25 protein-coding genes and 2 pseudogenes are annotated in these 26,120 nt (G+C 34.7%); 17 read left to right on the plus strand and 10 right to left on the minus strand.

Annotated elements, in window-relative coordinates:
* The first annotated feature begins 143 nt into the window (after nucleotides 1-143).
* The 9 genes and pseudogenes from AAGD62_RS00745 to trpS all read left to right on the plus strand — a co-directional run bounded on the left by AAGD62_RS00745 (nucleotide 144) and on the right by trpS (nucleotide 11,040).
* A complete protein-coding gene (locus AAGD62_RS00745; protein WP_341812741.1) occupies nucleotides 144-2,624 on the plus strand; it encodes a response regulator in 2,481 nt (826 codons plus the stop codon).
* Between the two features lie 90 nt (nucleotides 2,625-2,714).
* Entirely contained in the window at nucleotides 2,715-3,557 is an 843-nt protein-coding gene (locus AAGD62_RS00750; protein ID WP_006280226.1) for a ParA family protein, read from the plus strand.
* Nucleotides 3,554-4,405 (plus strand): ParB/RepB/Spo0J family partition protein, encoded by an 852-nt coding sequence (locus AAGD62_RS00755; RefSeq protein WP_155969189.1) that lies wholly within the window; start codon nucleotides 3,554-3,556, stop codon nucleotides 4,403-4,405. Before AAGD62_RS00750 ends, AAGD62_RS00755 begins: the two co-directional genes overlap by 4 nt.
* Nucleotides 4,406-4,888: 483 nt before the next feature.
* A pseudogene (locus tag AAGD62_RS00760) lies at nucleotides 4,889-5,721 on the plus strand (IS5 family transposase).
* 144 nt (nucleotides 5,722-5,865) lie between these two features.
* Complete coding sequence (locus AAGD62_RS00765; RefSeq protein ID WP_155969405.1) at nucleotides 5,866-7,674, plus strand: peptidylprolyl isomerase; 1,809 nt, start codon at nucleotides 5,866-5,868, stop codon at nucleotides 7,672-7,674.
* 401 nt (nucleotides 7,675-8,075) lie between these two features.
* A complete protein-coding gene (gene rpsP, locus AAGD62_RS00770) occupies nucleotides 8,076-8,396 on the plus strand; it encodes a 30S ribosomal protein S16 (RefSeq protein WP_006279266.1) in 321 nt (106 codons plus the stop codon).
* Nucleotides 8,397-8,406: 10 nt separating this feature from the next.
* Entirely contained in the window at nucleotides 8,407-9,393 is a 987-nt protein-coding gene (locus AAGD62_RS00775; RefSeq protein ID WP_010962840.1) for a polyprenyl synthetase family protein, read from the plus strand.
* 61 nt (nucleotides 9,394-9,454) lie between these two features.
* Nucleotides 9,455-10,024: a nucleotide exchange factor GrpE gene (locus tag AAGD62_RS00780; RefSeq protein ID WP_155969407.1), complete on the plus strand. Its 570-nt coding sequence runs from the start codon at nucleotides 9,455-9,457 to the stop codon at nucleotides 10,022-10,024.
* A 17-nt stretch (nucleotides 10,025-10,041) separates the two neighbouring features.
* A complete protein-coding gene (gene trpS, locus AAGD62_RS00785) occupies nucleotides 10,042-11,040 on the plus strand; it encodes a tryptophan--tRNA ligase (protein ID WP_006280207.1) in 999 nt (332 codons plus the stop codon).
* A gap of 175 nt (nucleotides 11,041-11,215) precedes the next feature.
* Here trpS and AAGD62_RS00790 read toward each other — a convergent pair whose 3' ends face one another.
* From AAGD62_RS00790 to AAGD62_RS00800, 3 genes and pseudogenes are all read right to left on the minus strand, one after another.
* Nucleotides 11,216-11,977, minus strand: coding sequence for an alpha/beta hydrolase (locus AAGD62_RS00790; protein WP_012673268.1), 762 nt, complete (start codon nucleotides 11,975-11,977; stop codon nucleotides 11,216-11,218).
* A 1-nt stretch (nucleotide 11,978) separates the two neighbouring features.
* Entirely contained in the window at nucleotides 11,979-12,506 is a 528-nt protein-coding gene (locus AAGD62_RS00795) for a c-type cytochrome (RefSeq protein ID WP_010082469.1), read from the minus strand.
* Nucleotides 12,507-12,946: 440 nt separating this feature from the next.
* Nucleotides 12,947-14,202 (minus strand): annotated as a pseudogene (locus AAGD62_RS00800) (IS4 family transposase).
* A 181-nt stretch (nucleotides 14,203-14,383) separates the two neighbouring features.
* On the opposite strand from AAGD62_RS00800, the gene AAGD62_RS00805 reads away from it, so the two are divergent.
* From AAGD62_RS00805 to AAGD62_RS00820, 4 genes are all read left to right on the plus strand, one after another.
* Entirely contained in the window at nucleotides 14,384-14,548 is a 165-nt protein-coding gene (locus AAGD62_RS00805; protein WP_162829040.1) for a hypothetical protein, read from the plus strand.
* A 257-nt stretch (nucleotides 14,549-14,805) separates the two neighbouring features.
* Nucleotides 14,806-15,960: a hypothetical protein gene (locus AAGD62_RS00810; protein WP_341812742.1), complete on the plus strand. Its 1,155-nt coding sequence runs from the start codon at nucleotides 14,806-14,808 to the stop codon at nucleotides 15,958-15,960.
* 102 nt (nucleotides 15,961-16,062) lie between these two features.
* The gene (gene proS, locus AAGD62_RS00815) at nucleotides 16,063-17,331 is read left to right on the plus strand and encodes a proline--tRNA ligase (protein ID WP_155969413.1); all 1,269 of its coding nucleotides are present in this window, start codon (nucleotides 16,063-16,065) and stop codon (nucleotides 17,329-17,331) included.
* The gene (locus AAGD62_RS00820) at nucleotides 17,328-17,684 is read left to right on the plus strand and encodes a holo-[acyl-carrier-protein] synthase (protein WP_151807997.1); all 357 of its coding nucleotides are present in this window, start codon (nucleotides 17,328-17,330) and stop codon (nucleotides 17,682-17,684) included. Before proS ends, AAGD62_RS00820 begins: the two co-directional genes overlap by 4 nt.
* Before the next feature lie 168 nt (nucleotides 17,685-17,852).
* On the opposite strand, the gene AAGD62_RS00825 is transcribed toward AAGD62_RS00820, so the two are convergent.
* Nucleotides 17,853-18,095, minus strand: a complete 243-nt coding sequence (locus tag AAGD62_RS00825; protein ID WP_174515723.1) for a WPE palindromic element domain-containing protein — start codon at nucleotides 18,093-18,095, stop codon at nucleotides 17,853-17,855.
* An 89-nt stretch (nucleotides 18,096-18,184) separates the two neighbouring features.
* Between AAGD62_RS00825 and AAGD62_RS00830 the strand changes: the two genes are divergently transcribed.
* Entirely contained in the window at nucleotides 18,185-19,681 is a 1,497-nt protein-coding gene (locus tag AAGD62_RS00830; RefSeq protein ID WP_010962853.1) for a proton-conducting transporter membrane subunit, read from the plus strand.
* On the opposite strand, the gene AAGD62_RS00835 is transcribed toward AAGD62_RS00830, so the two are convergent.
* Together AAGD62_RS00835 and AAGD62_RS00840 are read right to left on the minus strand one after the other, a co-directional pair.
* Nucleotides 19,678-20,340, minus strand: coding sequence for a conjugal transfer protein TraJ (locus AAGD62_RS00835; RefSeq protein WP_155969417.1), 663 nt, complete (start codon nucleotides 20,338-20,340; stop codon nucleotides 19,678-19,680). The genes AAGD62_RS00830 and AAGD62_RS00835 overlap by 4 nt on opposite strands.
* 68 nt (nucleotides 20,341-20,408) lie before the next feature.
* On the minus strand, nucleotides 20,409-21,065 hold the full coding sequence (locus AAGD62_RS00840) for a hypothetical protein (protein ID WP_320157091.1): 657 nt from the start codon (nucleotides 21,063-21,065) through the stop codon (nucleotides 20,409-20,411).
* Here AAGD62_RS00840 and AAGD62_RS00845 point away from each other — a divergent pair.
* Together AAGD62_RS00845 and AAGD62_RS00850 are read left to right on the plus strand one after the other, a co-directional pair.
* Nucleotides 21,064-21,411: an IS630 transposase-related protein gene (locus tag AAGD62_RS00845; RefSeq protein WP_155968342.1), complete on the plus strand. Its 348-nt coding sequence runs from the start codon at nucleotides 21,064-21,066 to the stop codon at nucleotides 21,409-21,411. The genes AAGD62_RS00840 and AAGD62_RS00845 overlap by 2 nt on opposite strands.
* 28 nt (nucleotides 21,412-21,439) lie before the next feature.
* Nucleotides 21,440-21,922 (plus strand): IS630 family transposase, encoded by a 483-nt coding sequence (locus AAGD62_RS00850; RefSeq protein ID WP_231115908.1) that lies wholly within the window; start codon nucleotides 21,440-21,442, stop codon nucleotides 21,920-21,922.
* Between the two features lie 275 nt (nucleotides 21,923-22,197).
* Here AAGD62_RS00850 and AAGD62_RS00855 read toward each other — a convergent pair whose 3' ends face one another.
* From AAGD62_RS00855 to AAGD62_RS00865, 3 genes are all read right to left on the minus strand, one after another.
* A complete protein-coding gene (locus AAGD62_RS00855) occupies nucleotides 22,198-23,019 on the minus strand; it encodes a DNA polymerase III subunit delta' (RefSeq protein ID WP_155969419.1) in 822 nt (273 codons plus the stop codon).
* A 17-nt stretch (nucleotides 23,020-23,036) separates the two neighbouring features.
* Nucleotides 23,037-23,624 carry an L-threonylcarbamoyladenylate synthase gene (locus AAGD62_RS00860; protein ID WP_006280292.1) on the minus strand — a complete coding sequence of 196 codons (588 nt, stop codon included), beginning with the start codon at nucleotides 23,622-23,624 and terminating at the stop codon, nucleotides 23,037-23,039.
* A gap of 118 nt (nucleotides 23,625-23,742) precedes the next feature.
* Nucleotides 23,743-24,213: a hypothetical protein gene (locus AAGD62_RS00865; RefSeq protein ID WP_010082479.1), complete on the minus strand. Its 471-nt coding sequence runs from the start codon at nucleotides 24,211-24,213 to the stop codon at nucleotides 23,743-23,745.
* Between the two features lie 75 nt (nucleotides 24,214-24,288).
* Between AAGD62_RS00865 and miaA the strand changes: the two genes are divergently transcribed.
* Nucleotides 24,289-25,173, plus strand: a complete 885-nt coding sequence (gene miaA / locus AAGD62_RS00870) for a tRNA (adenosine(37)-N6)-dimethylallyltransferase MiaA (RefSeq protein WP_155969421.1) — start codon at nucleotides 24,289-24,291, stop codon at nucleotides 25,171-25,173.
* On the opposite strand, the gene AAGD62_RS00875 is transcribed toward miaA, so the two are convergent.
* On the minus strand, nucleotides 25,170-25,988 hold the full coding sequence (locus AAGD62_RS00875) for a hypothetical protein (protein ID WP_155969627.1): 819 nt from the start codon (nucleotides 25,986-25,988) through the stop codon (nucleotides 25,170-25,172). The genes miaA and AAGD62_RS00875 overlap by 4 nt on opposite strands.
* Nucleotides 25,989-26,120 lie beyond the last annotated feature (132 nt).

The raw sequence follows: 26,120 nt of genomic DNA on the forward strand, positions 1-26,120 counted from the left end.
TTATTAACATTGTTATATCTGATATTTAAGGAACTTAATTAGATTTGGATGATAATTATCTATCAAAGACGTTAATAAATCTATAATAATTAAATCAATATAATAGAACATTTTCGTATGTACAACAATGCCAAGTAACAATAATGAATAAAAGATACATAGATAACAAAAAAGAGAACAGGGTTGACTTCATACTAAGAAATTATGGAATGTCAATTGTTGTGATGGCAGTTATTATGCTCTTACCTCCAGTAGCAATATCGATACTCTACTTTTTTGATATATATAGTCAGCATATTAATATAGAGATTAATTTATTAGTTAGCATTCTAACAACTCTCTTTATGATGTATAATGTAAAACGCTACAGATACCTACTTAATACTATAGAATTTCAAAATGCAATATTTGCAAATGCACTAAATCATAATACAGAATTTTGCCTTATTTTACATAAAGATGAGGGTGTTATTTATGCTGATGCAAGGTTCTACGAAAGGTTTAAAGATCATATAGATGATGACATTACGTTAGACAAGATTCTTGAAATAGGAGATGTTTCAGAAGCAGACAAAAAAGTACTCTATCATGCACTAAAAAATAACTCTTCTGTACAGGTATGCATTTCCTTAAACAAGAAGAATAGAGTATCTAACTTTCTTTTGCTCTTTGAGCCGATACCAGATAATCCCCAAATTGCTATAAATAGTAATAAGATTTTAAATTTATCATTAGTGCCAATAGCAAGGCCAGATGGGTATTTTGTATTAAAAGCAACACAGATAAACAAGGAGCAGATATATGAAGAGTTAATAGAAAAACACAGCATAGGAACTTACATTGCAAATGCCAAAGAGGTGATTTTATCTGTAAATAAAAGATTTTTAGACATATTTGAACTGAAAAAACTGGAAAAAGGTAGCTCAATCAGTGATTTTATATCTCAATCTAAATATAACAATACAACAACCGATAATGAAATTTTGTTTTTTACTATAAGTGGTATTCCATTCAAGGCTTATATGAGCACTGCTATATTTTGTGATAAATACAACCATAGCTATATATATGGCTTTATAACACCAACCGAATCAAATATTGTTGATTATCAATTACACCCTTGTTTTGCAAATTCATCAATTGCTATTGCACAATGTGACATAAACGGCAACTTTGTAAAGAAAAATACGGCACTAATAAAGCTTGCAGGGTCAGATAATAATTCAATCTTTACGTTGATATTGGATAGTTATCATGTGAAAATACGTGAATATTTTTCGAGTAATAGAATAAATAATGCGTCTTTTGATGTACAGCTCAACGGCGGTAATAACATAAAAATATATTTCAATAAGTTTCTTCATAATAAAATGATCTTCATACTTTGTTATTTTATTGACAATACTGAACACAAAAACCTAGAGATAAAGCTTGAGCATTATCAAAAGATGCAAGCTATAGGGCAGTTAGCAGGTGGTATTGCGCATGATTTCAACAATATATTGACTGGGATAATAGGATTTTGCGATTTGCTTTTACTCCAGCATTCAGCTGGTGATCCATCTTTTGGAGATATAATACAGATACAGCAAAATGCAAAGCGTGGATCAAATTTAGTAAGACAATTGCTTGCTTTCTCAAGAAGACAGACCTTGCAGCCAAAAATTATTGATGTAAATAATACTATAGCTAATCTTTATGAAATGATAAAAAGATTAATAGGTGAAAATATAAAATTTAATATTTATTATGGTAGAGACTTGGGTGCTGTTAGGGCTGATCAAGGGCAATTAGAGCAAGTTATACTTAACTTAGCAGTCAATGCTAGTGCTGCTATGGAAAAGGGCGGAGAATTAACTATACGAACCTTTAATCAAAAGATTGACTCATTAAATTCTACACCTCAGGATATGTTTTCTCCAGACAAGGAAGCGATTGAACATGGAAATTATGTTGTGATTGAAGTAATTGATACTGGATGTGGAATGACGAGTGATACAACTGAAAAGATCTTTGATCCATTTTTTTCTACCAAAGATATTACCTCTGGTACAGGTCTTGGCCTCTCTACTGTATATGGCATTATTAAACAAACTGAAGGATACATCTATGTTGCTAGCAAAGTAAATCATGGAACTAAATTTAGCATATTTTTGCCCATGGTTTACATATCAGATGAAAATGATAGAGAGGAAGATAGTGAAGAAACAGAAAGACCGGTAGTAAGTGAAATTAAAGGTAATGGTATAATTTTATTAATCGAAGATGAAGATTCAGTAAGGGAATTCATCTCTAAAGCACTCAAAAGAAAAGGATTTGATGTAATAGAAGCAAGCATAGGCAGCGAGGCGCTAGAAATAATCAGTAAAAAAAGTCAACACATAGATCTTATAATCACTGATGTAATCATGCCAGAGGTGAGCGGCCCAGAAATAGTTAAAGAAGCATTGATCCATAGGCCAAATATCAACGTTATTTTTATTTCTGGGTATGCAGAAGATGCTTTTTTAAAGAGTGATGACATCAATATAGAAGATTTTCACTTTTTGCCAAAACCATTCACTCTGAATGAATTAGGAAACAAGGTTCAAAGTGTGTTACACAAAGCAAAAAAGACAGTCTAATTTTAGTGTGGTTAACAACAAAAAAATTTTCTAATGCAAAAGTTTCTTGCATATATACAATAGAATTATTTTATACATAAGATAAAAGGCGTGAGCAAGATTATTGCAATAGTAAATCAAAAGGGTGGAGTTGGCAAAACCACAACTAGTATAAATTTGTCGACAGCCTTTGCTGCTGTGGGAAAAAGCACTTTATTGGTAGATCTTGATCCTCAAGGAAATGCTAGCACCGGGCTCGGGATTTCTTATCGTAGTAGGGAAGAAAAAAATATATACAAAATACTACTAAGCAGCGAAAATAAATTGATAGAATCGGCAATTTTCAATATAAAGGAAATTCCAAATTTATCACTAATTTCGTCAGTAGTTGATTTATCAGCTGCAGAAATTGAATTATCGCAACTTGAGCGAGGAAAATTTGTGCTAAAAAGCGCATTAGAGAAGATACGTGATAATTATGAGTATATAATCATCGATTGCCCTCCATCACTTGGGCTTCTAACCATAAATGCTTTGACTGCTGCTAATTCTATTATTGTCCCTCTTCAGTGTGAATTTTTTGCTTTGGAGGGATTAAGCCATTTAGTTAAAACTGTAGAGCTGATAAAAAGAAATAACCTAAACCCTTTTTTGGCAATAGAAGGGATAGTGTTAACAATGTATGACAGGCGCAACAAACTCAGTGAACAGATTAAAAACGATATTTGCCAGTATTTAAATGATAAAGTATACAAAACTATCATCCCATTGTATGAGACTGTTATTCCACGTAACGTACGGTTATCAGAAGCGCCTTCTCATGGAAAACCCGCTATTGTGTATGATCTTAAGTGTCCTGGTGCACAAGCATATATAAGTTTGGCAAGGGAAATTTTAAAAAAGCACGCGAGCAGTTGTAAGGAGAAGAAACTAGTAAGCGAGGGCGTAGTATGAAGGATGATAGACGCCTCGGCAGAGGTCTTGCCGGCCTCATAGGCGATAATTATGATAATAAAGAAGATCGACAAGAGCATTTGCCTATTTCATTACTGCACCCAAGCAAATTTCAACCGAGGAAACATTTTGACGAGGAGTCATTAAGAGAACTTGCAAATTCGATAAAGAAAAGTGGCATTATACAGCCTATCGTGGTACGCAAAGATTCAAATGATGATGGTTATGAAATAATAGCTGGAGAACGTCGTTGGCGAGCAAGCAAGATTGCAAATCTTGATAGTGCACCGGTTATCATAAAAGATCTGAGCGACAAGGAATGCTTGGAAGTATCCATTATTGAAAACATACAAAGGCAAGATATTAATCCAATAGAGGAAGGTGAAGCTTACAGAAAACTGATAGATGAGTTTTTCTATACACATGAGGAATTAGCTTCAGCTATAGGCAAAAGCCGCAGCCACATAACCAATATGATTCGGATGTTGTTGCTCCCTGATAGGGTGAAAACAATGATCAATGAGAAAAAATTGTCTATGGGTCATGCAAGAGCGTTGATTAATGTTGAAAATGCGGAAAGTATTGCAGAAAAAATAGTTTCTCATGGCTTAAGCGTTAGACAAACTGAAAAACTGATAAAGGACCTACATCAAAACAACAATCAAAAAGAGCAGAGATATACTAGAAATCAAGATATGACAGTAATAGAAGGCGCTATATCTTCTCAACTAGGTTTAAAGATCAAAATTAATGACAACAATTCTAAGGGTAAAGTTATGATACGGTATGATAATCCAAATGAATTGGATTTGATATTGAAAATTTTGAATAGGAAACTTGAGGCATAGCTAGTAGTTGGCTAGCAAAGCAACAAACCAATATCAACTGTTGGTGTCATGAAAGTAGCTGACACTGGAATCCAGGAATTTTATTAAGTTGGTAAGCATAAAAGTATAACTTCTACGTCATACCGCCGCGGTATCCGCTAACAAGCAGCGGGGTGACGATTGTCAGGGTAGCTGTCATCCCAGTGCCCTGACTACTTGGATCCAGGAAAAAGAATGGTGTCATCCCAGTGCGTGATACCCTAGTAGAAATCGTTTTTGTAATTGCAACATTCGTGCAATCTTTAGCCATAAATATTTAAAAAATTTACCAAATGAAAAAAAAGGCAAAAGAAACCCTGGGGTTATTATCCGCTTTAAAATATTGGCGTTTTTTATGTTTTAAACGCTTGACAAGCAAGATTAAGCTGCTTTTAATTGCAACTAAGAGGTTGTCCGGAAATAAGTAAAAGGCTATAATATCTGAAATTTTAGTACGGGGTAAAGATGAGAAAAAAGTATCCAACAGATCTAAGCGAAAGGGAATGGGCAAGAATAGAAAAACACTTCAGAGTATCATACAAGAAAGGAGGAAGGCCGCCAAAGTATAGCAAAAGAGAAATATTAGAAGCAATTTTCTATGTATTGCGTACAGGGTGTCAATGGCGGTATTTACCAAATGATTTTCCGCTATGGAAGACTGTGTATGAGCAGTTCAGGCAATGGAAGAAGCAGGGAATTTTTGAGAAAATGAATTATGAAATTACAAAATATAGTAGAAGAAAAATAGGAAGGAATGAGCAGCCGAGTGCCTGTATAGTAGATAGTCAATCTGTAAAGACTACAGAAAAGGGGGGATCAAAGGCTATGATGGAAGTAAAAAAGTAAAGGGTAGAAAAAGGCATATAATTACAGACACTCAGGGTTTTATACTAGGTTGTTACGTAGGCGCTGCTAACGAAAATGATAGAGATGGTATTAAAATAGCATTAAACAATATGAGAACAAAATATACTAAAGTTAAAAAAATGTGGGCTGACATGGGATACCAAGGAAGAAATTTAAAGAATCACATAAAGGAAGAATATGACATAGATATTGAAATTGTTAAAAGGCCTCCATGTAGATTTTGGGTGCACAAAGATACGCCACCTGAGCTACTACCAACAAGAGAACAAGGGTTTAAAGTACAGCCAAGAAGATGGGTTGTAGAAAGGACTTTTGCTTGGGTTAATAGGAATAGAAGGCTATCGAAGGAGTATGATTTACTCACAACATCCACTGAGAATTTCATATACCTAGCTATGAGTAGGGTTATGTTAAAGAGGGAATATGCTTGAATTTACTAGTTTCCGGACAACCTCTAAGATTAGAGAGTTAAATTTTAAGTTAATATATTATATATATTATCTAATAAAGCAACAGGTTTACAAGTATTAAATTATCACTATTCTATAATTAACCATTAATTAACTGAGTTTAAAATGAATGTTAAAAATTTTTTCACTAAAATAACCGTTGTCCTTTTAGCTTGCTTGTTAATCTTTGTGGGAGTTGGCAACCTTTTATCAGGTGATGATGAAAAAGAAGAGGTAGCTAGGGTTGGAAAAGAAGTTATAACGTCAGATGAGTATAAGTCGCTATATCAAAATTATGGAAAACAAATTTCTGGATCTGATGCGAGTAGAGAACAAGTAAAAAAGCTGAAATATGATTTGCTTAACGCACTTATAGAGCAAAAACTATTGTTTAACCTGACTAGTGAGCTGGGGTTGACAGTTGGAGAAGAATCTATAAAAAACCATATTAAAAACACCAAATACTTTCAAAATGATAAAGGTGAATTTGACAAAAATAAATTCTATGAAACGCTAAATGACCTGCATATGACAGAGAAAGAGTATATAGCAAAGCTAGAGAAAGTCCTGCCTGCAATGATGTTGATGACTTCATTATTTAAAGATAATTATCCAGTAACTTTTGGCGAGAAAATTGATGAGCAGATATACAAAAGTCGCTACCAAACTAGAGTAGTTGATATTGTTAAAATAACTGAAGATGCAGTTACAAACATTCCTGAACCAGATGATCAAGCCTTACTTGATTTGTACGAAAGAAATAAATCCCATTTTTATTATCCTGAGTATCGAACTGCGCAATATATTTCCCTAGGCCAAAAGTATTTTGAAGATCAAATCAAGATCTCAGATGAAGAAGTTGATGGTATAATAGAACAACAAGAACTTAAAAATCAAAGAGATATATTCAATGCAATATTTTCTACCAAAGAAGAAGCTGAGACAGCAAGAAGAGCATTTGAGGAGGGTAAAACAAGCTTTGAACAGATAGTAGAAGAGTTTGGCAAAGCAAAACTTGAGGAAACTAGAGTAAATAATATAACTAAGGATTTTTTACCAGAAGACGTGAGAGAGAAGGTATTTGCTCTTAAAGTAGGTGAAGTAAGTGAAGTTTTAGCAAGCAGTTTTGGTTGGCACATAGTAAAAGTGGAAAGTGCGCATCAAATCTCTGATGAAGACTTAGTTGATTTAAAAAAAGACATAAAGTCAGTTCTAACTAACCAAAAGTCTTTTGAAAGAGTCAATGATTTCATAAACCAAGTGAACTATAAGATATACAATGGTTCAGAAATTGAAGAAATATTGAGTGAATATAATTTACCTATACAAACTATTGGTCCAGTAGATGCGAGTGGAAAAGATCAAAGCGGTAATAACGTAGGAGATTCTGGTGATTTGATTTCTTTCATTTTTTCGCGAGAAAAGGATCAGAAAGGTTATTTTAAGGGCGTTGGGGACGCTGTTGTTAGTGTAAAAATCATCGATATCGTTCCACCTAAATCACAAAGTTTTGAAGAAGGCAGGGCATTAGCGGTAGAGCTTTGGCGTAGTGAGTTTATAAAAGAAAGAATGTTTAAATTCGGGCAAGAGGTTGCAGTTCAACTAAGAGAAAAAACAGATTTGGAAGAAATTCAAGGTGTGGAATTAGTTAAAGGTCAGCAGATGCACCGCAATAAAGTGGATCAACAAAACTACCCCTTTTCTTTTGTAGAAGAGATTTTCAATATGAAAACAACTGGTTCAGTGACAGATCCTATTCAATACAATAATGAAATTATAATAGGTGTTCTAAAAGAAATGCATTCATCAAATGGCAAATTAAACATGCTTGACACTGGAAAACGTGTGATGATATCGCTAAAAGAGCAATTAATTAGCTATCTGGAATCAAAGTATAAAGTCGAAGTTAATCACGCTATACTTGATGATATATAGTCAAAAATCTTATAAGTTGCTTCAAACGCATCCAGTGCCCAGACACACAACTGTACGAACATTGCGATTTGAGAGCAATCTTCACTAGAAAGGATGTCATCCCAGTGCCCAGACACTGGGATCCAGGAATTTTATTAAGTTGGTAAGCATAAAAGTAGCCGTTTTATGTTAAAATACAACGTTTTAATGATTAAAAAAAGGCTGGATTCCAGTGTCAAGCACTGGAATGACACCATTTGCTGTGCAATTTACCTTCAAAAATGAATGTTCGTATAGCTGTGCGCCCGGCACTGCCCTACATTATTGGTAATTATATTATAAGGTGCAAAAGTTGTATAATTCATTTGACTTAAAACGGCTCATTGTATAAAATTGTGGCTAATATATGAATAAAGGTTAACATGGCAGTTAAAATAAGGTTGGCGAGGTTTGGCGCAAAGAAACGCCCTTTTTATAGGATAGTTGTAGCTGATTCACGAGCACCAAGAGATGGGCGTTTTATTGAGAAAATAGGACAATATGATCCAATGTTACCAAAAGACAATAAAAATCGTGTTGTGGTGAAAGCTGATAGATTAAAACATTGGCTAAGTGTAGGCGCGCAGGCAACTGAAAGAGTACTGTGGTTTATCAAAAAAGGCATAGTAACTTTAGAAACAGAACCAAAGAAAACAGAAAAGAAGAAAGTAGAGAACGAGAAAGCACAAGGGCAAGAGGCATAAGTCTCTTAAAATGCTAAATACTGATTTAACAAACAGCGATAAATTAGACGATATTGTATCTTCTGATTTGTCAGCTATGAATGACTTTGTCTTCAAAAATGTCAATGATGAAGATGCTAAGCTTGCTACTGATATTATATCTCATCTTGTTAGGTCAGGTGGAAAAAAAATAAGGCCTAAACTAGTTTTTATTATATGTAAAATGCTAAACTATTCTGGGGAGAATAGGATCAACGTTGCTGCATCGGTAGAGTTTATACACAATGCTACTTTACTTCATGATGATGTGCTCGATGAAAGTGAGGCACGCCATGGAGTTAAAACAGCGAATAAGATTTGGGGAAATAAATCAAGCATTTTAGTTGGTGATCTATTGTTGACTCTAGCATTTAGATGGCTTATAGAGTGTGGAAATTTAAATATTCTCTCTATTTTATCTAAAGCATCGCATTTACTTGTGAAGGGTGAAATAAAGCAGATGACAGCACGCTTTGACCCCCACACAGTCAGGGAAAATTATTTTGATATCATTGGAGAAAAGACAGCATCTTTATTTTCTGCATGCTGTGAAGCTGCATCAACAGTATCTGGTGCAACAAATGACGAAACAGAGAGGCTAAAGAATTTTGGTTTTAATTTTGGTATGGCATTTCAAATAGTTGATGATATGCTCGATTATACTGCTAATCAAGGCACTTCTGGAAAGCAAGTCGGAAAAGACTTTTTCGAAGGTAAAGTCACCTTACCTGCTATTATAGCATACGAAAAGGGCAGTCCAGCAGAGCAAAAATTCTGGGAAAAATGCTTTTCTTCAGCTAGACACAATTTTGACCAAGCATTACACTATATTAATCACCATAATGCCATTCAGCTTTCTATGGAAAAAGCTAGACACTACATTAATATGGCACAAAATGATATTAGTACTTTTTCTGATTCTTTTTATAAAACTACTTTAATTAACTTTTTAAATGCGAGCATAGAAAGACGAATGTAGCTGGCGCTTGATATTTTCAGATTAATTGTTATATATTTATTAGATTCTTAAGGGTAATGATATGTCAGATAGCAGTAAGGAGAAAAAGAAGAAGTTTGCTGATATGGTAAGTAGGCAGAAAGGTGACGACCAACAAAGTGATAACCATAAGCAAACTGATGATTTAAATGAAGATCTCAATACATTAAGAGAACGTGCAGCTCAGCTTGAAGATCATTTACGCCGTGCTGTTGCAGATAATGAAAACGTCAAACGTATAATGCAAAAGCAAATTAGCGATGCAAGTGACTACGCAGTCACAAAACTTGCACGTGATATGATCGACTCGTGCGACAATTTAAAAAGAGTAATGGAAATTTTGAAAGACGGTGATCCTGTTCATGAGGGGATTAAAGTAGCTTATCAAAAAATTATAAATGATCTAAAAAAACATGGAATAGAGGAAGTAGATCCACTTGGTGAGCTTTTTGATAGTAATTTACACCAAGCTGTTGTGGAAAGAGAAGACAATGAAAAAAAGCCTGGCACCATTGTAGAAGTACTACAAACTGGTTATACTATCAAAAATAGGTTGCTCCGTCCTGCAATGGTTATTCTTTCTAAGAAATCTGCTGATTGTGGAAGCGATTAGCATGAGGTAAATGTATAATGACAAGTATTGTCTTTTCAGGTATCCAGCCAAGTGGCGTACTACATTTAGGTAATTATCTTGGTGCAATCAAACAGTGGATAGACTTACAGGATAAATACAAATCTCTTTTTTGTATTGTCGACCTACACGCAATCACAGCAAATAAGCTTCCCGCAAGTGAATTAAAAAGTAATATTTTCAAAACAGCAGCAGCTTATATTGCATGCGGAATAGATACAGAAAAGTCCATTATTTTTAGTCAGTCCACAGTTAGTGGTCATGCAGAACTGGGCTGGCTGCTTGGATGCTATACACCAATTGGTTGGCTTAATCGCATGACTCAATTTAAAGATAAAGCTGGCAGCGATAAACAAAAAGCCTCTCTTGGATTATATAGTTATCCAGTACTTATGGCTGCAGATATATTGTTGTATCAAACTAAATACGTTCCTGTTGGTGATGATCAAAAACAGCATTTGGAGCTTGCACGTGATATTGCATCAGCTTTTAACAATCATTATAAGCTGGATTATTTCATCGTACCTGAAATCTTAACTTTGGATTGCACATCAAGGATAATGAGCTTAAGGGATGGCACAAGCAAGATGAGTAAATCTGATCCTTCAGAACATTCGTGCATTAACCTTGATGATACGGATGACTTAATTGTCAAAAAAATAGAAAAAGCAAAAACAGATTCAATTCTAGGCTTTGCTACTTTAAAGTGCCGACCAGAAATAAGCAATTTGATAAACATTTATTCAGTGCTTAGTAATGTAAATGCAGAAAAAGTATGTGAAGAAGTGAACAAACATGACATGAAGCACTTCAAAAAAGAGTTAGCTGATTTAATTATCAGTGTTATATCACCCATACGTGAGAAAATGAATGATCTTTTAAAAGACCAATTCCATTTACATGAAATATTAAAAAAAGGCACAAAGAAAGCAGCAGAAATTGCAACCCATAATATAAAAGAAATCAAGGATATTATTGGATTTGCTCAATATCTGTAAGGTTCCAAAGTGTGATGGTGCGAACCGTCATACCGCCGCGGTATCTCAGCCGCTAACACGTAGCGGGATGACGGTTTTTCAAATTGTCGGTAAATCTAAGTCAGTTTAGCTATAGGCAGCAATTTTCTGTATTTATTTTAAGTTGAAGAAAGCTCAAATGAAAAATCGTGTTTTGCTAAAAATCACAGAATGCAGTCTGGTTACAAAATTCTCTAATGGTCTTAAATAAAACTTCCAGTGAATGATTGTCAGACATATTGTGCTCTGCTGATTTTATTAAGTGTACTTCAACATCGGTTGACTTAATTTTTTCAGCTAAATTCAATGAAGTTTGATAAGGAACATCTTTATCATTAATGCTATGCAGCAAGCGCACAGGACAGTTTATATCTATTGTCTTTTTGTTTAAAAGAAGGTTCTTTCTGCCATCTTCGATCAAATTTTTAGTTATTTTGTATGTACAATGCTCTGAAGTAAAATCTATTACACCTTTAGAATCTAGTTCTTCTTTTTGCTTGCCTGACAATTGCTTGAATATCAAATCTTCAGTAAAATCGGGAGCAGACGATATACCAATTAGTGCTGCAATTTTTTCTGGAAATTGAAGGGCAGTGAGCAACATCAGCCATCCTCCCATACTTGAACCTATAATTATTTGTTTATCGCTAGTTAATTCACTCATTACTTTAGCACAATTTTTTTGCCAATCACTTATCGTGTAATCAATAAAATTACCACTTGAATGACCGTGACCAAAATAATCAAATAGCACAAGTGCTACGTCATTTTCTTGGCAAAATTTGTAAATAGCAGTTGCTTTAGTTCCATCCATATTGGATGCAAATCCACCGAAAAAAACTACAGAAGCTTTCTTTCCTTGTAGCTTTCGATATGCTATGTGACCATTATTTCCATCAAACAATTTACAATAATCCATACTACTTTGGCAAAGCAACCGGGCTATCACTCAATTGATGCAAATAACTAACTAGATCTGCAATTTCTTGTGGATTGGAAATACCTGCAAATGCCATACGTGTACCTTTTATATAGGCTTTTGGGTTCTTTAAAAAGGCAAATAGCTCCTCATACCCCCATTTTCCACCTCTTTCAAGCACTGCTTTTGAGTAATTGAATGAGTTACCAAGATGGGCCTTTTTATTTCCAACTATGTTCCATAAGTTTGGTCCTACTTTATTCATTCCACCTTTCTCAAAACTATGGCAGGCTATACATTTTTTTGCTGCTGATTTACCTTTCTCAAAGCTAGCATTCTGCATGAGCGCTCCAATATCAAGCGCCACTTGCTCGATTTTTTGCTGGAACTCATTGCTGCCAGCAGCTACTATCGTTTGGTGTTCAATCTTATATTCTTCTGGACTGTAAAGCATATCAACTACATTACTAACTATCATAATGATTAGCCCAGAAAGTAAAATCGATGCTGCAATCTTATTAAGCTCCATAGTTAATTTTTATTAAGTAATGTTACTTAAATTATGCGAATATTTTCGCAAATAGCAACCAATTACCTTGAAGCTCGCTAAAGATGAGAGTCTCTATAGCTGACCCAAGAAAGGTTTTCCTACGTCCATACCGCCGCGAACCGTCATACCGCGATTCATTCGCGGTATCTCAGCCGCTAACAAGAGATCCCGCTAACAAGTAGCGGGATGACGAGGTTCACTGCCATTAAGTTAAGGAAAGAATGGTTAAAAACTGAACTAAAAAGTCAGAAATAATTAAGGATTTATGACAAATGCTGAAACAGAATAGAGTAAACTTTAAAGCAGATAAACTCTGAAGTGTAAATTACTTAAGAAACAGTTTGTTTAGAAGTCATTTTACAGGAGCTATGGCAATAAGCTACCCAGTTATTATCAGAAGATATGAATACTACCTCTAGTCAAAATATGTGTTTTCTAACCCTTTTTTGGTAATTGAACGAACGAAGATAAGGTACCTTATGACGATCAACTTTCCTTCCCTTTCTTACCGCCAAAGTGTTCATCAAAAATAGCTTTGATAATTGATCCATAATGCAGTCAGTATCTGATTCCGTAGCAAAAATGTCGAAAGCCAAGTTTTTGATCGCGTTAAATGAGACAGATTTGTTAATGCTCCTCTTAAGCTTATCATCGGTTAAGTCCATATTCAACGCTTCTTCTACATCTTCTGTCATAACACTTTCTAGGTTGCTAATAATGATAGCTGACCAAAAATCCTGTTTAACAGACTCAACACTTTTTCCTGTAAAATTTTCTAGACTTAGTCTTCCTTTGAGTTTTGCAAAAAATGTCTCAACTCCCCAGCGTAAAAAATATAACTCCTTAAATCCTCCAGTTTGAAACTTTTGTTCATCCATTAATGATGTAGCTAACACTTCAATTTCACCAGATGGCAGTACCACTTTGAAGCGTTATTCCACTATTTTCTTGTTTTATCTTACGCTGAGCACATATGGTAACCTCAACACTAGATGGGCTTTTTTCTTCAAACATAGCATTCACTTCATTAAAAGATGATCTGGGACATCGAATGACATAAGCAATTTTTCTTTTTGTAAGGCTAGAAAGAAATTTATAAGATAAATATACAAATCAGTAAGTCATTAGTATTTACAACTTTAAGCATTTCATCTGCTAAGTTAATTTCATGAGTGTTACCTCTATCTAACACTGACCTTATGGCAACATTATTTAGCACATCTTAACAAACCGCAAAGGTTGCACTTGCATAATCACCTAAATCTTTTGGTTTTTGGTTACGTATTTTTCTTGAGCCAAATTCATTTTTTATTTCAACGCTTGTTGGTAAAATGATTTTGGAGGCATCAAGAGCTCACACTCTAAAGCCAAAACAAGTTTTAAATTTTTGGTCTTGGTAGTACAAGGAAACCACACCTTCGTTAATTTCTGAAAATGCACTGTGTTTCATTTTTTTTCTTGCTTGACTAAAAGCACTAGCAGTAACGGTATAGTCTTTTTTCCTATATAAAATAAATTCGTTTAGTATTACTTGCAGCGACTTTACACTTTTTCTTAAAATTAAGATAAATATGTCAATAAAAGATAACTTCCTCTTTCTCATAAAATCTTTTGAAGATGATTTATGGGATTCTATAAATTCTAGACTTGCCAATTCATTTTGAATAAATTTTATTACTGCCTTTTTTACTCATACTACCTTTAAACTTATTGGTATACATCATTATCCCATAAAATCTATCTTTTTTCCTTAACTTAATGGCAGTGAGACGAGGTTATCGTCATGCCGCCACGAACCGTCATACCGCGATTCATTCGCGGTATCTCTTAGCCGCTAACAAGTAGCTGGATGACGATTGTCAGGGTGTAATCCCAGTGTCCCTATGATGTCATCCCAGTGCCCAGACACTGGGATCCAGGAAAGTTTGCTTGTAAGCAAGCAAACTAGCACAGAAAGTGGTTACAACATTTTCGATGAGATTATATGGAAAACTGGATCCCAGTGTCAAGCACTGGGATGACAAAAAAAGGAGCACTGGAATGGCACCATTTGTTATGTTTAACAAAGTTCGTACTTAGCTTCATGTTAGCCATAAATATTTAAGAAATTTACCAAATGGAAAAAAAGGCAAAAGAAGCCCCATGGTTAACTAGTTCTGACACTGGTTTCCATCCAAGACGGCAGTAGCCCCTTCGGTGTCATTCCAGTGTCAAGCACTGGAATGACACCATTTTGGATGGAAACCAGTGTCAAGCACTGGAATGACAAAGGAGAGCAGTGTCAGCTACTTGGATGACACCTTTTTTCTACTTAGTGTGGGTTATACAAGAAGTCTATTGTATGGCTATTGCTGGTCGTATATTACTTATAGCTTATCTATTTATAGCAGTTTCTGGTTCTGGTCCTATTGCAGCAGTTCCTTTAGCAATTTTTGCTGTTTCTACGGTTGTTGCACTTATTTCAGTGACATATCTTGTTAAACTGGCTATTTCTAGAGATGATAATAAGAAAGAAGTAGGTCTTAATGGACAGAAATTCGGCCATACTCCATCTCAAGAACCACAAAAATTTGTGTGTAAAAATTGTACTAATCTGGAGAATAAATCAAATGTACCTACTCCTCAATCACCTCCAGTAACATTGGGTACACAACCAAATCCAAGTGTCAGTGTACCACCGCCACCACCTCCTCCATTGCCACAAGATGCTGCACTACCACCTCCGCCTCCGCATTTTTTTACAGCTTCCAAGCGTACGGAGCAACCTAAGAATGATGCACCGAAGAAGGCTGGTGAACCTGAGAATAATAATCATTCTACTCTGTTTGAACAGATAAGAGGAGGTACTACGTTAAAAAGAGTGGGCAGCAAAAATTTTACAAATGAATTGAAAGCAAAATTAGAAAGTAGTGGGGGCACTGACAAAAAAGAAACACCAGAAGAGTTTGCTGCAAGAATAGATAGGGAGCAAGCAGAGAGAAAGAAGTCGGATGATAATGATTCAGATTGGACAAAGAGACTTAAGGAGAGAGCAGCAGTCATGCAACTCTCAGATAGTGAAAGTGAGCATTCTGATTCTATTAGCGATTCAGATTGGACTACAGATGAAAGCAAAGACACACAGAAAGAGATAGAGCAGGAAAAAGAGGAGCAGACAAAACACACAAATTCCCCATCAAGCAAGGAAGAAGGAAGCGGGGGTCTTGACAGTGGTATAGGATCTAGAGCCACATCTCCGATACATCCTGAACAAGAAACAGAGGAGTCACCGGTACCGCCAAGTTCGTGTGTTGATTCACCACAAGTAAATAATGTTGACTCAGTGGATAATGAGGTGCAAGATTCACCTCCTCTTTCTGTTGAGGATCGCATAGCACAGTTTGGTGGAAAAGCGTTGCGATGCCAAAAGGAAAATGTTGTACAAGGACTATGATAACTATGAAATGGTCAGCCATGCACTTCCCTTCCTTTTCAAAATAAGTTTACCTACAGGTCTGATTGTATTAAGATTACTTAATACAATCAGATCTATTATATGCGCTTATCCAAATATTACCTGCCAACTCTAAAGGAAAAGCCTGCCCATGCTAAAATTATCTCCCATCAATATTCTTTGCGTGCAGGTTTAATAAAGCAGATAGCATCTGGCATCTATACGTGGTTACCACTTGGTCTCTTAGTGCTTAAGAATATTGAAGATATTATCAGAGATGAAATGAACAAATCCGGTGCTATTGAAGCATTAATGCCTTGTGTGCAACCAGCAAGTCTTTGGCGAGAATCAGGGCGTTACGATGATTACGGTAAGGAAATGCTACGCATAAAGGATAGGCATGAGGAAGATATGCTTTTTGGTCCAACGCATGAGGAGATAGCAACTGATTTAATTAGAGATGTGGTAAAAAGTTACAAAGATTTGCCACTTTGTTTATACCAAATTCAATGGAAATTCCGTGATGAGGTAAGACCACGTTATGGTGTTATGAGGGGCAGGGAATTTTTGATGAAGGATGCATACAGTTTTGATGTAGATTACGAAGGTGCACTGAATTCATATAATTTGATGTACAAAACTTACATAAAAATCTTCAAACGCATGGGATTTACTCCAATTGGAGTTCGAGCTGATACGGGGCCAATTGGAGGAAATTTGAGCCACGAGTTTCATATATTGGCAAACACTGGTGAGAGCACTTTATATTATGACAATAAATTTTCTGAACTACTAGAGAGTGAAGATATTGAAAGTTTAAAGAGTATATACGCAGTTGCAGATGATATGCATGATCCTGAGACTTGCCCTATATCACAAGAGCAGTTAAATGTTAGTAAAGGTATTGAAATAGGGCATATTTTTTATTTTGGCGACAAATATTCAAAGCCTATGAAGGCAAGTGTTACTTCTCAAGATGGAAAAAATGTCAATATACATATGGGTTCGTATGGCATTGGGGTTTCAAGGCTTGTTGGTGCAATAATAGAAGCTTTTCATGATGATAAAGGAATTATCTGGCCAGAATCGGTGGCTCCTTTCAGAATTGGTTTAATCAATTTACAAACGAAAGTAACGGAGGCTGCAGATAAAATATACAAAGCTTTGAAAAGCGATGAAGTGCTTTACGATGATACGGAAGGGAGTGTAGGAGTAAAATTTTCTAGAATGGATCTGATAGGCTTGCCGTGGCAAATAATTGTCGGAAAGAAAGCAGTAAGTGAAAATATAGTTGAAGTAAAAAATAGAGCAACTGGAGAGGTAAAGGAAATGCAGATTGAGGAAGCAATAAATCACTTTAGCGCAAAATGATACACGGTATCGGCACTGACATAGTATATATACCAAGAATATTGAGAATATTACAAAAATACGGGGAAAAATTTCTCAATAGAATCTACACTGAAAAGGAAATAGAGCTAAGTAGAAAGTATAATAGTCAAGAAATGCGAGCAAGGTATTTTGCTAAACGCTTTGCAGCAAAAGAAGCTTTTGTTAAAGCACGAGGTAGTGGTCAGGGTATTACAATGAAAGATATAGAAATATACAATGATGTAAGAGGCAAGCCATATCTTACCGTTAGCAAGGATTTTATCTCCAAAATTCATCTTTCTTTAAGTGACGATGGAGATTACGCTACTGCATTTGTTGTAATTTGCGTCTAGCAGATATTTTCAATTTATGCAGTTGACTTTGTGCTATCTATATAGCTAAACTGACTTACGACAATTTGAAAAACCGTCATTCCGCTACTAGTTAGCGGAATCTATGCTGAGATACCGCGGCGGTATGACGGTTCGCGGTGGCATGACGATAAGCTCGTCATCCCGCTACTAGTTAGCGGATGAGATACCGCGAATGAATCGCGGTATGACGGTTCGTGGTGGTATGACGTAGATTGCTGTCATTCCAGTGCTTGGCACTGGAATCCAGCCTTTATTATGCAGCCACTTAGTTGAAATTAAGTTTTCTGGATCCAAGTAGTCAGGGCACTGGGATGACATCTTTGTTGTGTTTAACAAAAACAAATGTTCGTACAGTTGTGGAATGAATCGCAGTATAGCTATAGCATACACAAACGACTAGTTTGCCAAAAAAACATAGCGGTTTTTCTATGATTTTAGTATAATTCTAGCTTTACCTAAACAAAAAGATGAATTATTTAATGGACTGTGTTTTAACGTCTCTTTCCTTACCATTTTCAATTACTGAGAATTATTTATTAATTACTGCGTTGATTCCACTTTTAAGTGCGTTAGTTATTTTTTTTACTGGTAAATGGCCCGGAGTGAACAATAGTATTACTGTCACTTCTTCTGTACTTCTGTTTACGTATACGTGTCTGTGCACTTTATATTGGGTATATGGTGATCATTCTCAATTTATTCTCATGGATTTTGGTAATAATTTGCACATTAGTTTAAAGCTAGAGTCTACCGGAGTAATATTCAGTTTATTAATATCGTTTTTATGGGTGCTGACCAGTATATATGCAATATGTTATATGCAGAATAACTATGCTGATAGCAATCACTCAAGTTTTCTATGCTTTTTTTCAATATCGATTGGCTGTGCAATGTTTATTGCTTTTTCTGGAGACTTGCTCACTACATTTGTCTTTTATGAGCTTCTAACTATTAGTACATACCCTCTGGTTACTTACAACTCAACAAATGAATCAATGATTGCAGGACGCTATTACTTTGGCGTGCTATTTTTCTCTTCTTTGGTATTATTTTTTCCTGCAATAGGCCTTTTATATCATGAATTTCATACTTTAGACTTTGTAAGCGGTGGAATATTCAAATTTGATACTTCACTCATCACTTTCATTGCAGTGTGTTTTGCTATGCTGATTTACGGAATAGGAAAAGCTGCATTAATGCCAATGCATTTTTGGTTACCAAAAGCAATGGTTGCACCAACTCCTGTGAGTGCACTACTGCACGCTGTTGCTGTTGTGAAATCCGGAGTTTTCATCATCATAAAAGTTATATTATACACTTTCGGCGTCGATAACATGCAACGTTTTGTGCAGCAAAATTGGTTTGCTGGAGGGTGGCTTCCGTACGCTGCTGGATTTACTATTATTACTGCATCATTGATTGCACTAAAGCAAAAAGAATTAAAGAAGTTGCTTGCTTACTCTACCATCTCTCAATTGTCGTATATTATATTATTCGCTTCAATTTTTAGTGATCTCAGCATGAGGGTTGCAATTTTTCAATTAGTTTGCCACGCATTTGCAAAAATCACTTTGTTTTTCGTTGCCGGAGCAATAATAACGAGAGCAGGTGAGAAATATATAGATAAGATTTACGGTATAGGACGCAGTATGCCAATTAGCATGACAGCATTTGCTATAGGTGCATTGTCTATGATAGGGGTGCCGCCTGCTCCGACTTTTTGGGGTAAATTTCTCATTTTTCAAGCTGTTTTCAACTCTGGCAATGTAATACTTTCTGTGTTTGTAACTCTAGTGTTAATTGTTAGTACTATACTCAACGCTCTGTACTTTTTACCGATAATTTACAATGCCTTTTTCTTAAAACCTTCTCAGAATTACTTTATTAAAAAAACACCAATTCTTCTAGTTTTACCTCCAGTTATTACTGCTATGTGCACTTTGGTTATTTTTTTTAGCTACCAAGTAATATTTTAAAATCTGTATTTATAACCATTAACAATAAATTTAAATGGTATTATACCAGCCAGAGTTGCTTTTATATTCGACAAAGTGAAGCTAATCTCCACAGTATCCTCCTTATTTTGCTCGGTTGTAAAAACTACAGTAGCATTTCCAGCAAATGTAACTAAGTCCTTGGTCGATCGATCAATAGATAATGTTATTACATTTATGTTGGCGATTTTTCTTTTAGATAAAGACAAATTACCAGCTTCATTATTCGTTTTTTCCTGAAAGCCTTGATAGATTTTATGTATAGAATTGTTTCTTATAAAATTTTCTTGGTACTTCGGTTCAACGATCTTAATGGACTCGTATATTTCAATGTATTTACTTATTAAGTACCTCGCTGTGGAAGTGTATTCATCTTCCTTTTTACTGAAACTAAGCTTATGCATTGCAGAGAACTCATCTTCTGTGTGGTTCATATACTTCACAAAATTTAAATCTTTTTTAATAGGAAATAACAGGTATATGTTTAATGTTAATAAACATAAGCATACTAGGAGAAGCGATACTGTTAATGCCATCCAAGATCTTTCTGCTACACAAAACAGATACCTATGGCAGTACCATTCGACTGCTTTACTGAAATAACTTTTGTTTTTTACTGATTCAAGCAATTTATCTTCCATAACACAATACTACCAGACCTAATCGGATCATTATAATAACAATAAGCTTAGATACTCTAAAAAAAACTTTAAAATATGTCTAAATTTTCCCAAATAGGATGAATGATTATATCACCTTGTTCTGCAATGAGGTAGAATTTATCGATTTTGCTCACATCTATATTTATCATTTTTACACTGAAATTTTCAGGATCATAAGTATTACTTTCTACACTTTTGTGATAATTATAATAATGTAATTTATTTTGATCATCAAAATAACCAAATTCATCAGCAAAGGTTCCCACTTTTCTACCTTTACCACTTTTGACTAGCTCAAATAGATCAATTACATGGTTTTGGGATCCAGGCTCAATAGGCCCTTCTGCAGCAAAAAATTTAGGTGCATGACCAATGTATTCCTTAAATTTTAGATTATGAGTCTTTTTTACACTACCAAAATCCACAAATTTATATTCATCTGAAATACCAGAATATTGTGGATCATACTTTTTATATTCAAAAAACTCATTACCTAAAAAATTACAAAACGTTAATTTATAATTATCATGATCGGATTTTACGACTTTAAGGTAATGAAAATCTCCAGGAATCTTTACTTCCTCTTCCGTAATATGATTACGTACAACAAGCTCACCATTTAGCATATGATAGCCAATTTTTGGCAAAGTATAGTACTTCCCAAAGTAAATGATAAAGGTATAATAAGCTATTTGAGTTATAATGGCGTATAGTGTGGATTTAAGGGAAAGGGCAGTATCGATGATAGAAAAAGGGAAGTCAAAGGTTGAGGTGGCAGAGCTTTTGGAGATAGGAATAGCAACTCTGTACCGCTGGTTAAGAAAGAAAGCCGCTGGTGAAAGCCTAAGGCCATCGAAAAACGGCAGCTTTATTCGAAAAATAGACCCAAAAATACTCGAAGAATATGTTAAAAAGAATCCAGATCATACGCTGGCAGAGATGAAACAAAATCTTGGATTTGGAATAAATTCAATTTGGTATAGGCTGAAACAGCTAAGAATTACTTTAAAAAAAAGTTACACTATATCAAGAGCGCAATCAAGAAGATAGGCAGCGATTTACCGATAAAATCTCAAAAATAGACCATTCCAGCATCTTATATATAGATGAAGCAGGAGTTGATAATAGGTTATACCGAGAGTATGGACGTGCTCCAATAGGAAAGAAAATTTATGCAGATATTCCAGGAAGAAAACGAGAGAGAATCAGTATAATAGGCGGGTGGATTGGAAAGAGATTTATTGCACCAATGACTTTCAAAGGTGGGTGTGACAAAGAGGTATTCAATACATGGTTAGAGAAGATGTTATTACCTAAATTGCCACATGGTACTACAATAGTTATGGACAATGCCACATTCCATAAAACTCCCAAAACAAAGGAGTTAATAGATAATGCTAGATGCCGTTTGCTCTATCTACCAACATATTCACCAGATTTGAACCCTATAGAGCATTGTTGGAATACCATCAAAAGCCGCCTCAGACCTTTAATGCATAAATATACAGACTTACAACTTTTGGTTGGTAATACCATAATGGAAATTTATCATTCATTTTAGAAAATACTATAGCTATATTGATTGTCTTGTTTAGCTTAAAATTTGCTTCATAAATGCCACTTAACAACTCCTTTCCTTTTTCTAGGGTTATGTCTTGATCTGAAGCTATATTCTTAATTAAGCTTAATTTTTTCTGCATGTTCAATATGGCTTTCGTCAAAACTTCTATTGATTGCCATACAGTTAATTTATTATCAGTCAAATTATATACTTCGAGTATTAAATTAACAGAATTTTATCATGAATTTATGTTAAAAGTATTATACTTTGTAAACTTATGTCATGATATTAACTACATTAGCTAAAACATGCTTTTTATCTAAGTGGAGTTGCTTTGCGGCAACGAAAAGTTCATCTATTTTTTTCCACTGACTTAGCAGAATTTCAACACCATTTACCTCTCTCTTTATGCTTTCTAAAATGAAGGCCTGAATTATATATGATGCTAGTTCTAGTTCGATTTCGCTATTAATTACTTTATTAATCATATTGGGATTCTTTAAATCATGAAGAAATTTATAAAAGCATTTGTATGCTTCATAAGCATCACTACTTATTGTATTTATTATCATTCCTGGCATTCCAGGAAATAAAGTAATCATTTCGTCAAATGTTTGATTATCAAATTTACATTGAGATGAAGCAACTTGCTTTGTTTCATCATAAGTTAATGGGAGTAAATTTAGCTGAAAGCACCTACACAAGATAGTGGTTTGTATATCATATGGCTTATGGCTAATTATAAATATCTTAGAATTTTTTGGCGGCTCTTCTAATATTTTCAATATTGCGTTTTTAGCGTGATTAGTCATTGCCTCTAAGCTATCTATTATAGCTATTTTGTGTTCTGATTGAATGGGACTTAAGTGTAGAAAGTTTTTCATTTCTCTGACTTTTTCTATTCCGATAGTATCACCTTCAACAATGTGTAAGTCCAATGCTACTTCATTATAGTTTTTTATGAGTAACCAATTGGAGAAGGATTTTGCAAGTGTTGCTTTTCCTATACCTCTTTTACCACAGATCAGCCAAGACTGAACAGATAAGTTGTTCATTATTTTTTTTTTGGCTTGGTTGTGGCCTATTACTTTTTTCATTCTTTCTCCTATAGATTTTAGTTTGAAAATGCGTTGTTTACTGTTTGTAATGAAATTGCACCTTCCCTTAAAACCTTAATCTTATCTTCGGTTAAGTCAATAATAGTAGATTCTATACCAGAAACTAGTTCGTCATCTTCAATCACTACAGATAAATGTTGCTTAATGGATTGTGGTATATCGTTTGCCTTACATACACTTTCTTTTCCTGAAATATTTGTACTAGTTGCAACTATTGGAACTTTCAGTTTGTTTAGTATTGAAATTGCAATAGGATGCTCAGGAATTCTGATACCTATACTATCTTTAAAGAATTCGTTTGGCAATATGTTGTTGTTTTTAAGTGGTAAAATATAGGTAATTGGTCCAGGAGAAAAGTGGTTTATTAAATCAATATATCTTTCCTTTACCTTTGCTATTTTTGTCAAATTGTAAATATCACTAACAAATATAGACAGTGGTTTATTTTGAGAGCGTTTCTTTATCTGATATATTTTTCCTATAGATTCATTATCTAGTGCATTACAAGCAAGAGCATACACTGTTTCTGTTGGAAAACACACTAATAAATTGTTCTGTATTGCATTTATTATTTTAGATACCATATAGCTAAAAACTTATTCATAACAACTAGATCAGTTTTGTTGCACTGTATCTTATATAGTAACTGCTAGTTTTTGTAAACGTAATGCAACGCAGCTTACCATTTGTTATGCAGATTTGCTACAACCCAAACTCTTCATTGACTTTATCAATTATTGCCTGTGGTGGATCCTCTCCCCATCCTGAATACAAAATCTCTCCATAGTCTGCAACATCTATAGAGCCAGTTCTGCTTTTTGCTAGAAACATTTCTCTTTTCTCTTTATCAACTAATACATAATGCCACGCTGATTTTCCACGATCTTTACCACGGACTAAGTATATAAGATCTGACCTACTTCTTTTTGTTGCATCAGCAAAAGATCTTTCATTGACAGTTCTGCTTTTACTTTTTATGCCGCCACTTTCAGAAAAAGCTTCCTTGGATTCGGTTTTTTTGCCTGCTAATTCAGAAATTTTTCCTTTTTCCCCTAATGCCCGTTCTTTGGTGTTTTGAGACGAATACTTACTGGAAAAACCTTCCCCTGTACCGCCAGGAGTCCTGTTTGTGAAACGCTTAGTAAATGAATTATTGTCGTTGTTTTCTGCCATAAAAATCTCCAAACTTTAGATTGTAGAATCCAAACTTTTACTACACTTTATCATATGTTAATTAAATTAATATAAATGAAAAATAATATAGTAATTATTACAGGAATTACGGCCTCAGGTAAATCAGAATTATGCGATAACCTGATAGAAAAATATGGAAATATTAGTATAATAAATTGTGATTCAAAGCAGGTATATGAAGAAATTCCCATAATTACTGCTCAACCGCCAAAGCAAGAAGAATTTTATAAACTATATGGTTATGTTTCAGCAAAAGAAAATTATTCCGTGGGTCTATGGTTAGAAGATTTAGAAAAAGAAGTTAATCACGCATTAGAAAATGCTCAAATACCTATCATCACTGGAGGAAGCGGGCTTTACATCAGCAGTTTAATCAAAGGCTTATCATCAATGCCACAAATAAGTCAGGAAGTGAGGAAAAATGTAAGCGAATTAAGGAAAAATTTAAGTAAAGAGGAGTTTTACAAATTAGCGCTAAGCAAAGATCCAAGGATTCAAGGTAAAGTGTTCATGAATGACTCGCACCGCCTTTCAAGGGCACTTGAAGTTATCACTGAAACTGGCAAGTCAATTTTTGTATGGCAAGAGAATAGACAGCCTCCTTTATTCAATAATTTTAAGATATATACAATTCTGCCTAAACGTGAAGATGTATACCGAAAAATAAATTCTCGTTTCATTACAATGATTGAAAATGGAGCAATTGATGAAGTAAAAAAGCTACTTAGCATGAACCTAGCCCCACATTTGCCAGCTATGAAAGCACACGGAGTGCCAGAAATTATAAAGTACTTGAAAGGTGAGATTACTTTAGACGAAGCGATACAAATTGCTCAAACAAACACAAGACACTACGCGAAACGTCAGTATACCTGGTTTAAAAAACAATTTCTAAATGCTGAAGTGATTGATTGTGCAAACAAGCTCAAGATATTTTAATTCAGGCCGTGCTCATTACTACGAATAGGGGGTTCCATATTTTCCAGATGGTCGCTTACTTCTAGTGGATCGCCTAAACCATGCTCTATTTTTATTTTAAAAAATCCAAGCCTCTCGCAAAATTTCTGAAAACACTCTTTTATAACGTCAAACAAGTTTTTATCACCTATATTATAGTCCTTCAGTCTCTTAGGAACAGTAAGTGACAATTTACCATCTTCATATGTTACATTTTTATCACCTTGAGACTTAAGTGTGAATTCTAGCGAGCTATCCAATTTACATAATTCTTCTTCCAGTTCTGCAAAAGTGCGAACTGCAATTTTTTCTTCAATTCTGATTGCCGCATGACTTGGATCACTACAATTAATATGTGTTACATGATTAGACTGAAACAATAACCCATATGTTTCAGCTAAATGAAGGATAGGTCCTCCTTTACCATACAATGCACCCACATAAGCAGCCTGGTTACAATTAGTGATTAGTTCTTCTAGAATAGAATCATTTGGAACTTCTGCTTCAGCATATTCAAATAGCTCTGTAAAAACTTGTTTTACAAATTGGCGGTACTTATTTTTGTCATTTGAAATGAGGTTGGTATGTTTATTATATAATTCATCAACAAGCTCTTTTGTTATAACTTTGTTCTGAATAACAAGTTTCATTCTTGGAAGATCTACGTACATAGTTGCACCAGAATTCGCTTCAGCACTATCTTTACCAGCCCTCAACCTGCTAAAACCAAACTTTTCTGCTTGAGCTCTTAGTGTAACTATTGGATTTTCCTTTTCTTTTGGTGTAGAGCTGTTCATCATTAATACCTTGATATAGACTGCTAATGGTATAATAACACATAAAAATGATTAATAAGTTAATAAAATACCTACTATAAGCCCTATGATAGCAAATATAGTTAGGGGTAACTTAGGCTTACCGACGATTTT

The sequence above is a fragment of the Wolbachia endosymbiont (group A) of Eristalinus aeneus genome (assembly GCF_964026915.1).
Classification (GTDB): Bacteria; Pseudomonadota; Alphaproteobacteria; order Rickettsiales; family Anaplasmataceae; genus Wolbachia; species Wolbachia pipientis.

What these genes read in the sequence shown, in the direction of transcription:
- AAGD62_RS00765 (WP_155969405.1), top strand. Translation starts at nt 5,866, where the DNA reads ATGAATGTTAAAAATTTTTTCACTAAAATAACCGTTGTCCTTTTAGCT.
- AAGD62_RS00780 (WP_155969407.1), top strand. Translation starts at nt 9,455, where the DNA reads ATGTCAGATAGCAGTAAGGAGAAAAAGAAGAAGTTTGCTGATATGGTA.
- AAGD62_RS00865 (WP_010082479.1), bottom strand. Translation starts at nt 24,213, where the DNA reads ATGGCAGAAAACAACGACAATAATTCATTTACTAAGCGTTTCACAAAC.
- AAGD62_RS00775 (WP_010962840.1), top strand. Translation starts at nt 8,407, where the DNA reads ATGCTAAATACTGATTTAACAAACAGCGATAAATTAGACGATATTGTA.
- AAGD62_RS00745 (WP_341812741.1), top strand. Translation starts at nt 144, where the DNA reads ATGAATAAAAGATACATAGATAACAAAAAAGAGAACAGGGTTGACTTC.
- AAGD62_RS00835 (WP_155969417.1), bottom strand. Translation starts at nt 20,340, where the DNA reads ATGGAAGATAAATTGCTTGAATCAGTAAAAAACAAAAGTTATTTCAGT.
- miaA (WP_155969421.1), top strand. Translation starts at nt 24,289, where the DNA reads ATGAAAAATAATATAGTAATTATTACAGGAATTACGGCCTCAGGTAAA.
- AAGD62_RS00820 (WP_151807997.1), top strand. Translation starts at nt 17,328, where the DNA reads ATGATACACGGTATCGGCACTGACATAGTATATATACCAAGAATATTG.
- AAGD62_RS00855 (WP_155969419.1), bottom strand. Translation starts at nt 23,019, where the DNA reads ATGAAAAAAGTAATAGGCCACAACCAAGCCAAAAAAAAAATAATGAAC.
- AAGD62_RS00860 (WP_006280292.1), bottom strand. Translation starts at nt 23,624, where the DNA reads ATGGTATCTAAAATAATAAATGCAATACAGAACAATTTATTAGTGTGT.
- trpS (WP_006280207.1), top strand. Translation starts at nt 10,042, where the DNA reads ATGACAAGTATTGTCTTTTCAGGTATCCAGCCAAGTGGCGTACTACAT.
- proS (WP_155969413.1), top strand. Translation starts at nt 16,063, where the DNA reads ATGCGCTTATCCAAATATTACCTGCCAACTCTAAAGGAAAAGCCTGCC.
- AAGD62_RS00830 (WP_010962853.1), top strand. Translation starts at nt 18,185, where the DNA reads ATGGACTGTGTTTTAACGTCTCTTTCCTTACCATTTTCAATTACTGAG.
- AAGD62_RS00790 (WP_012673268.1), bottom strand. Translation starts at nt 11,977, where the DNA reads ATGGATTATTGTAAATTGTTTGATGGAAATAATGGTCACATAGCATAT.
- AAGD62_RS00795 (WP_010082469.1), bottom strand. Translation starts at nt 12,506, where the DNA reads ATGGAGCTTAATAAGATTGCAGCATCGATTTTACTTTCTGGGCTAATC.
- AAGD62_RS00845 (WP_155968342.1), top strand. Translation starts at nt 21,064, where the DNA reads ATGGCGTATAGTGTGGATTTAAGGGAAAGGGCAGTATCGATGATAGAA.
- AAGD62_RS00875 (WP_155969627.1), bottom strand. Translation starts at nt 25,988, where the DNA reads ATGAACAGCTCTACACCAAAAGAAAAGGAAAATCCAATAGTTACACTA.
- rpsP (WP_006279266.1), top strand. Translation starts at nt 8,076, where the DNA reads ATGGCAGTTAAAATAAGGTTGGCGAGGTTTGGCGCAAAGAAACGCCCT.
- AAGD62_RS00755 (WP_155969189.1), top strand. Translation starts at nt 3,554, where the DNA reads ATGAAGGATGATAGACGCCTCGGCAGAGGTCTTGCCGGCCTCATAGGC.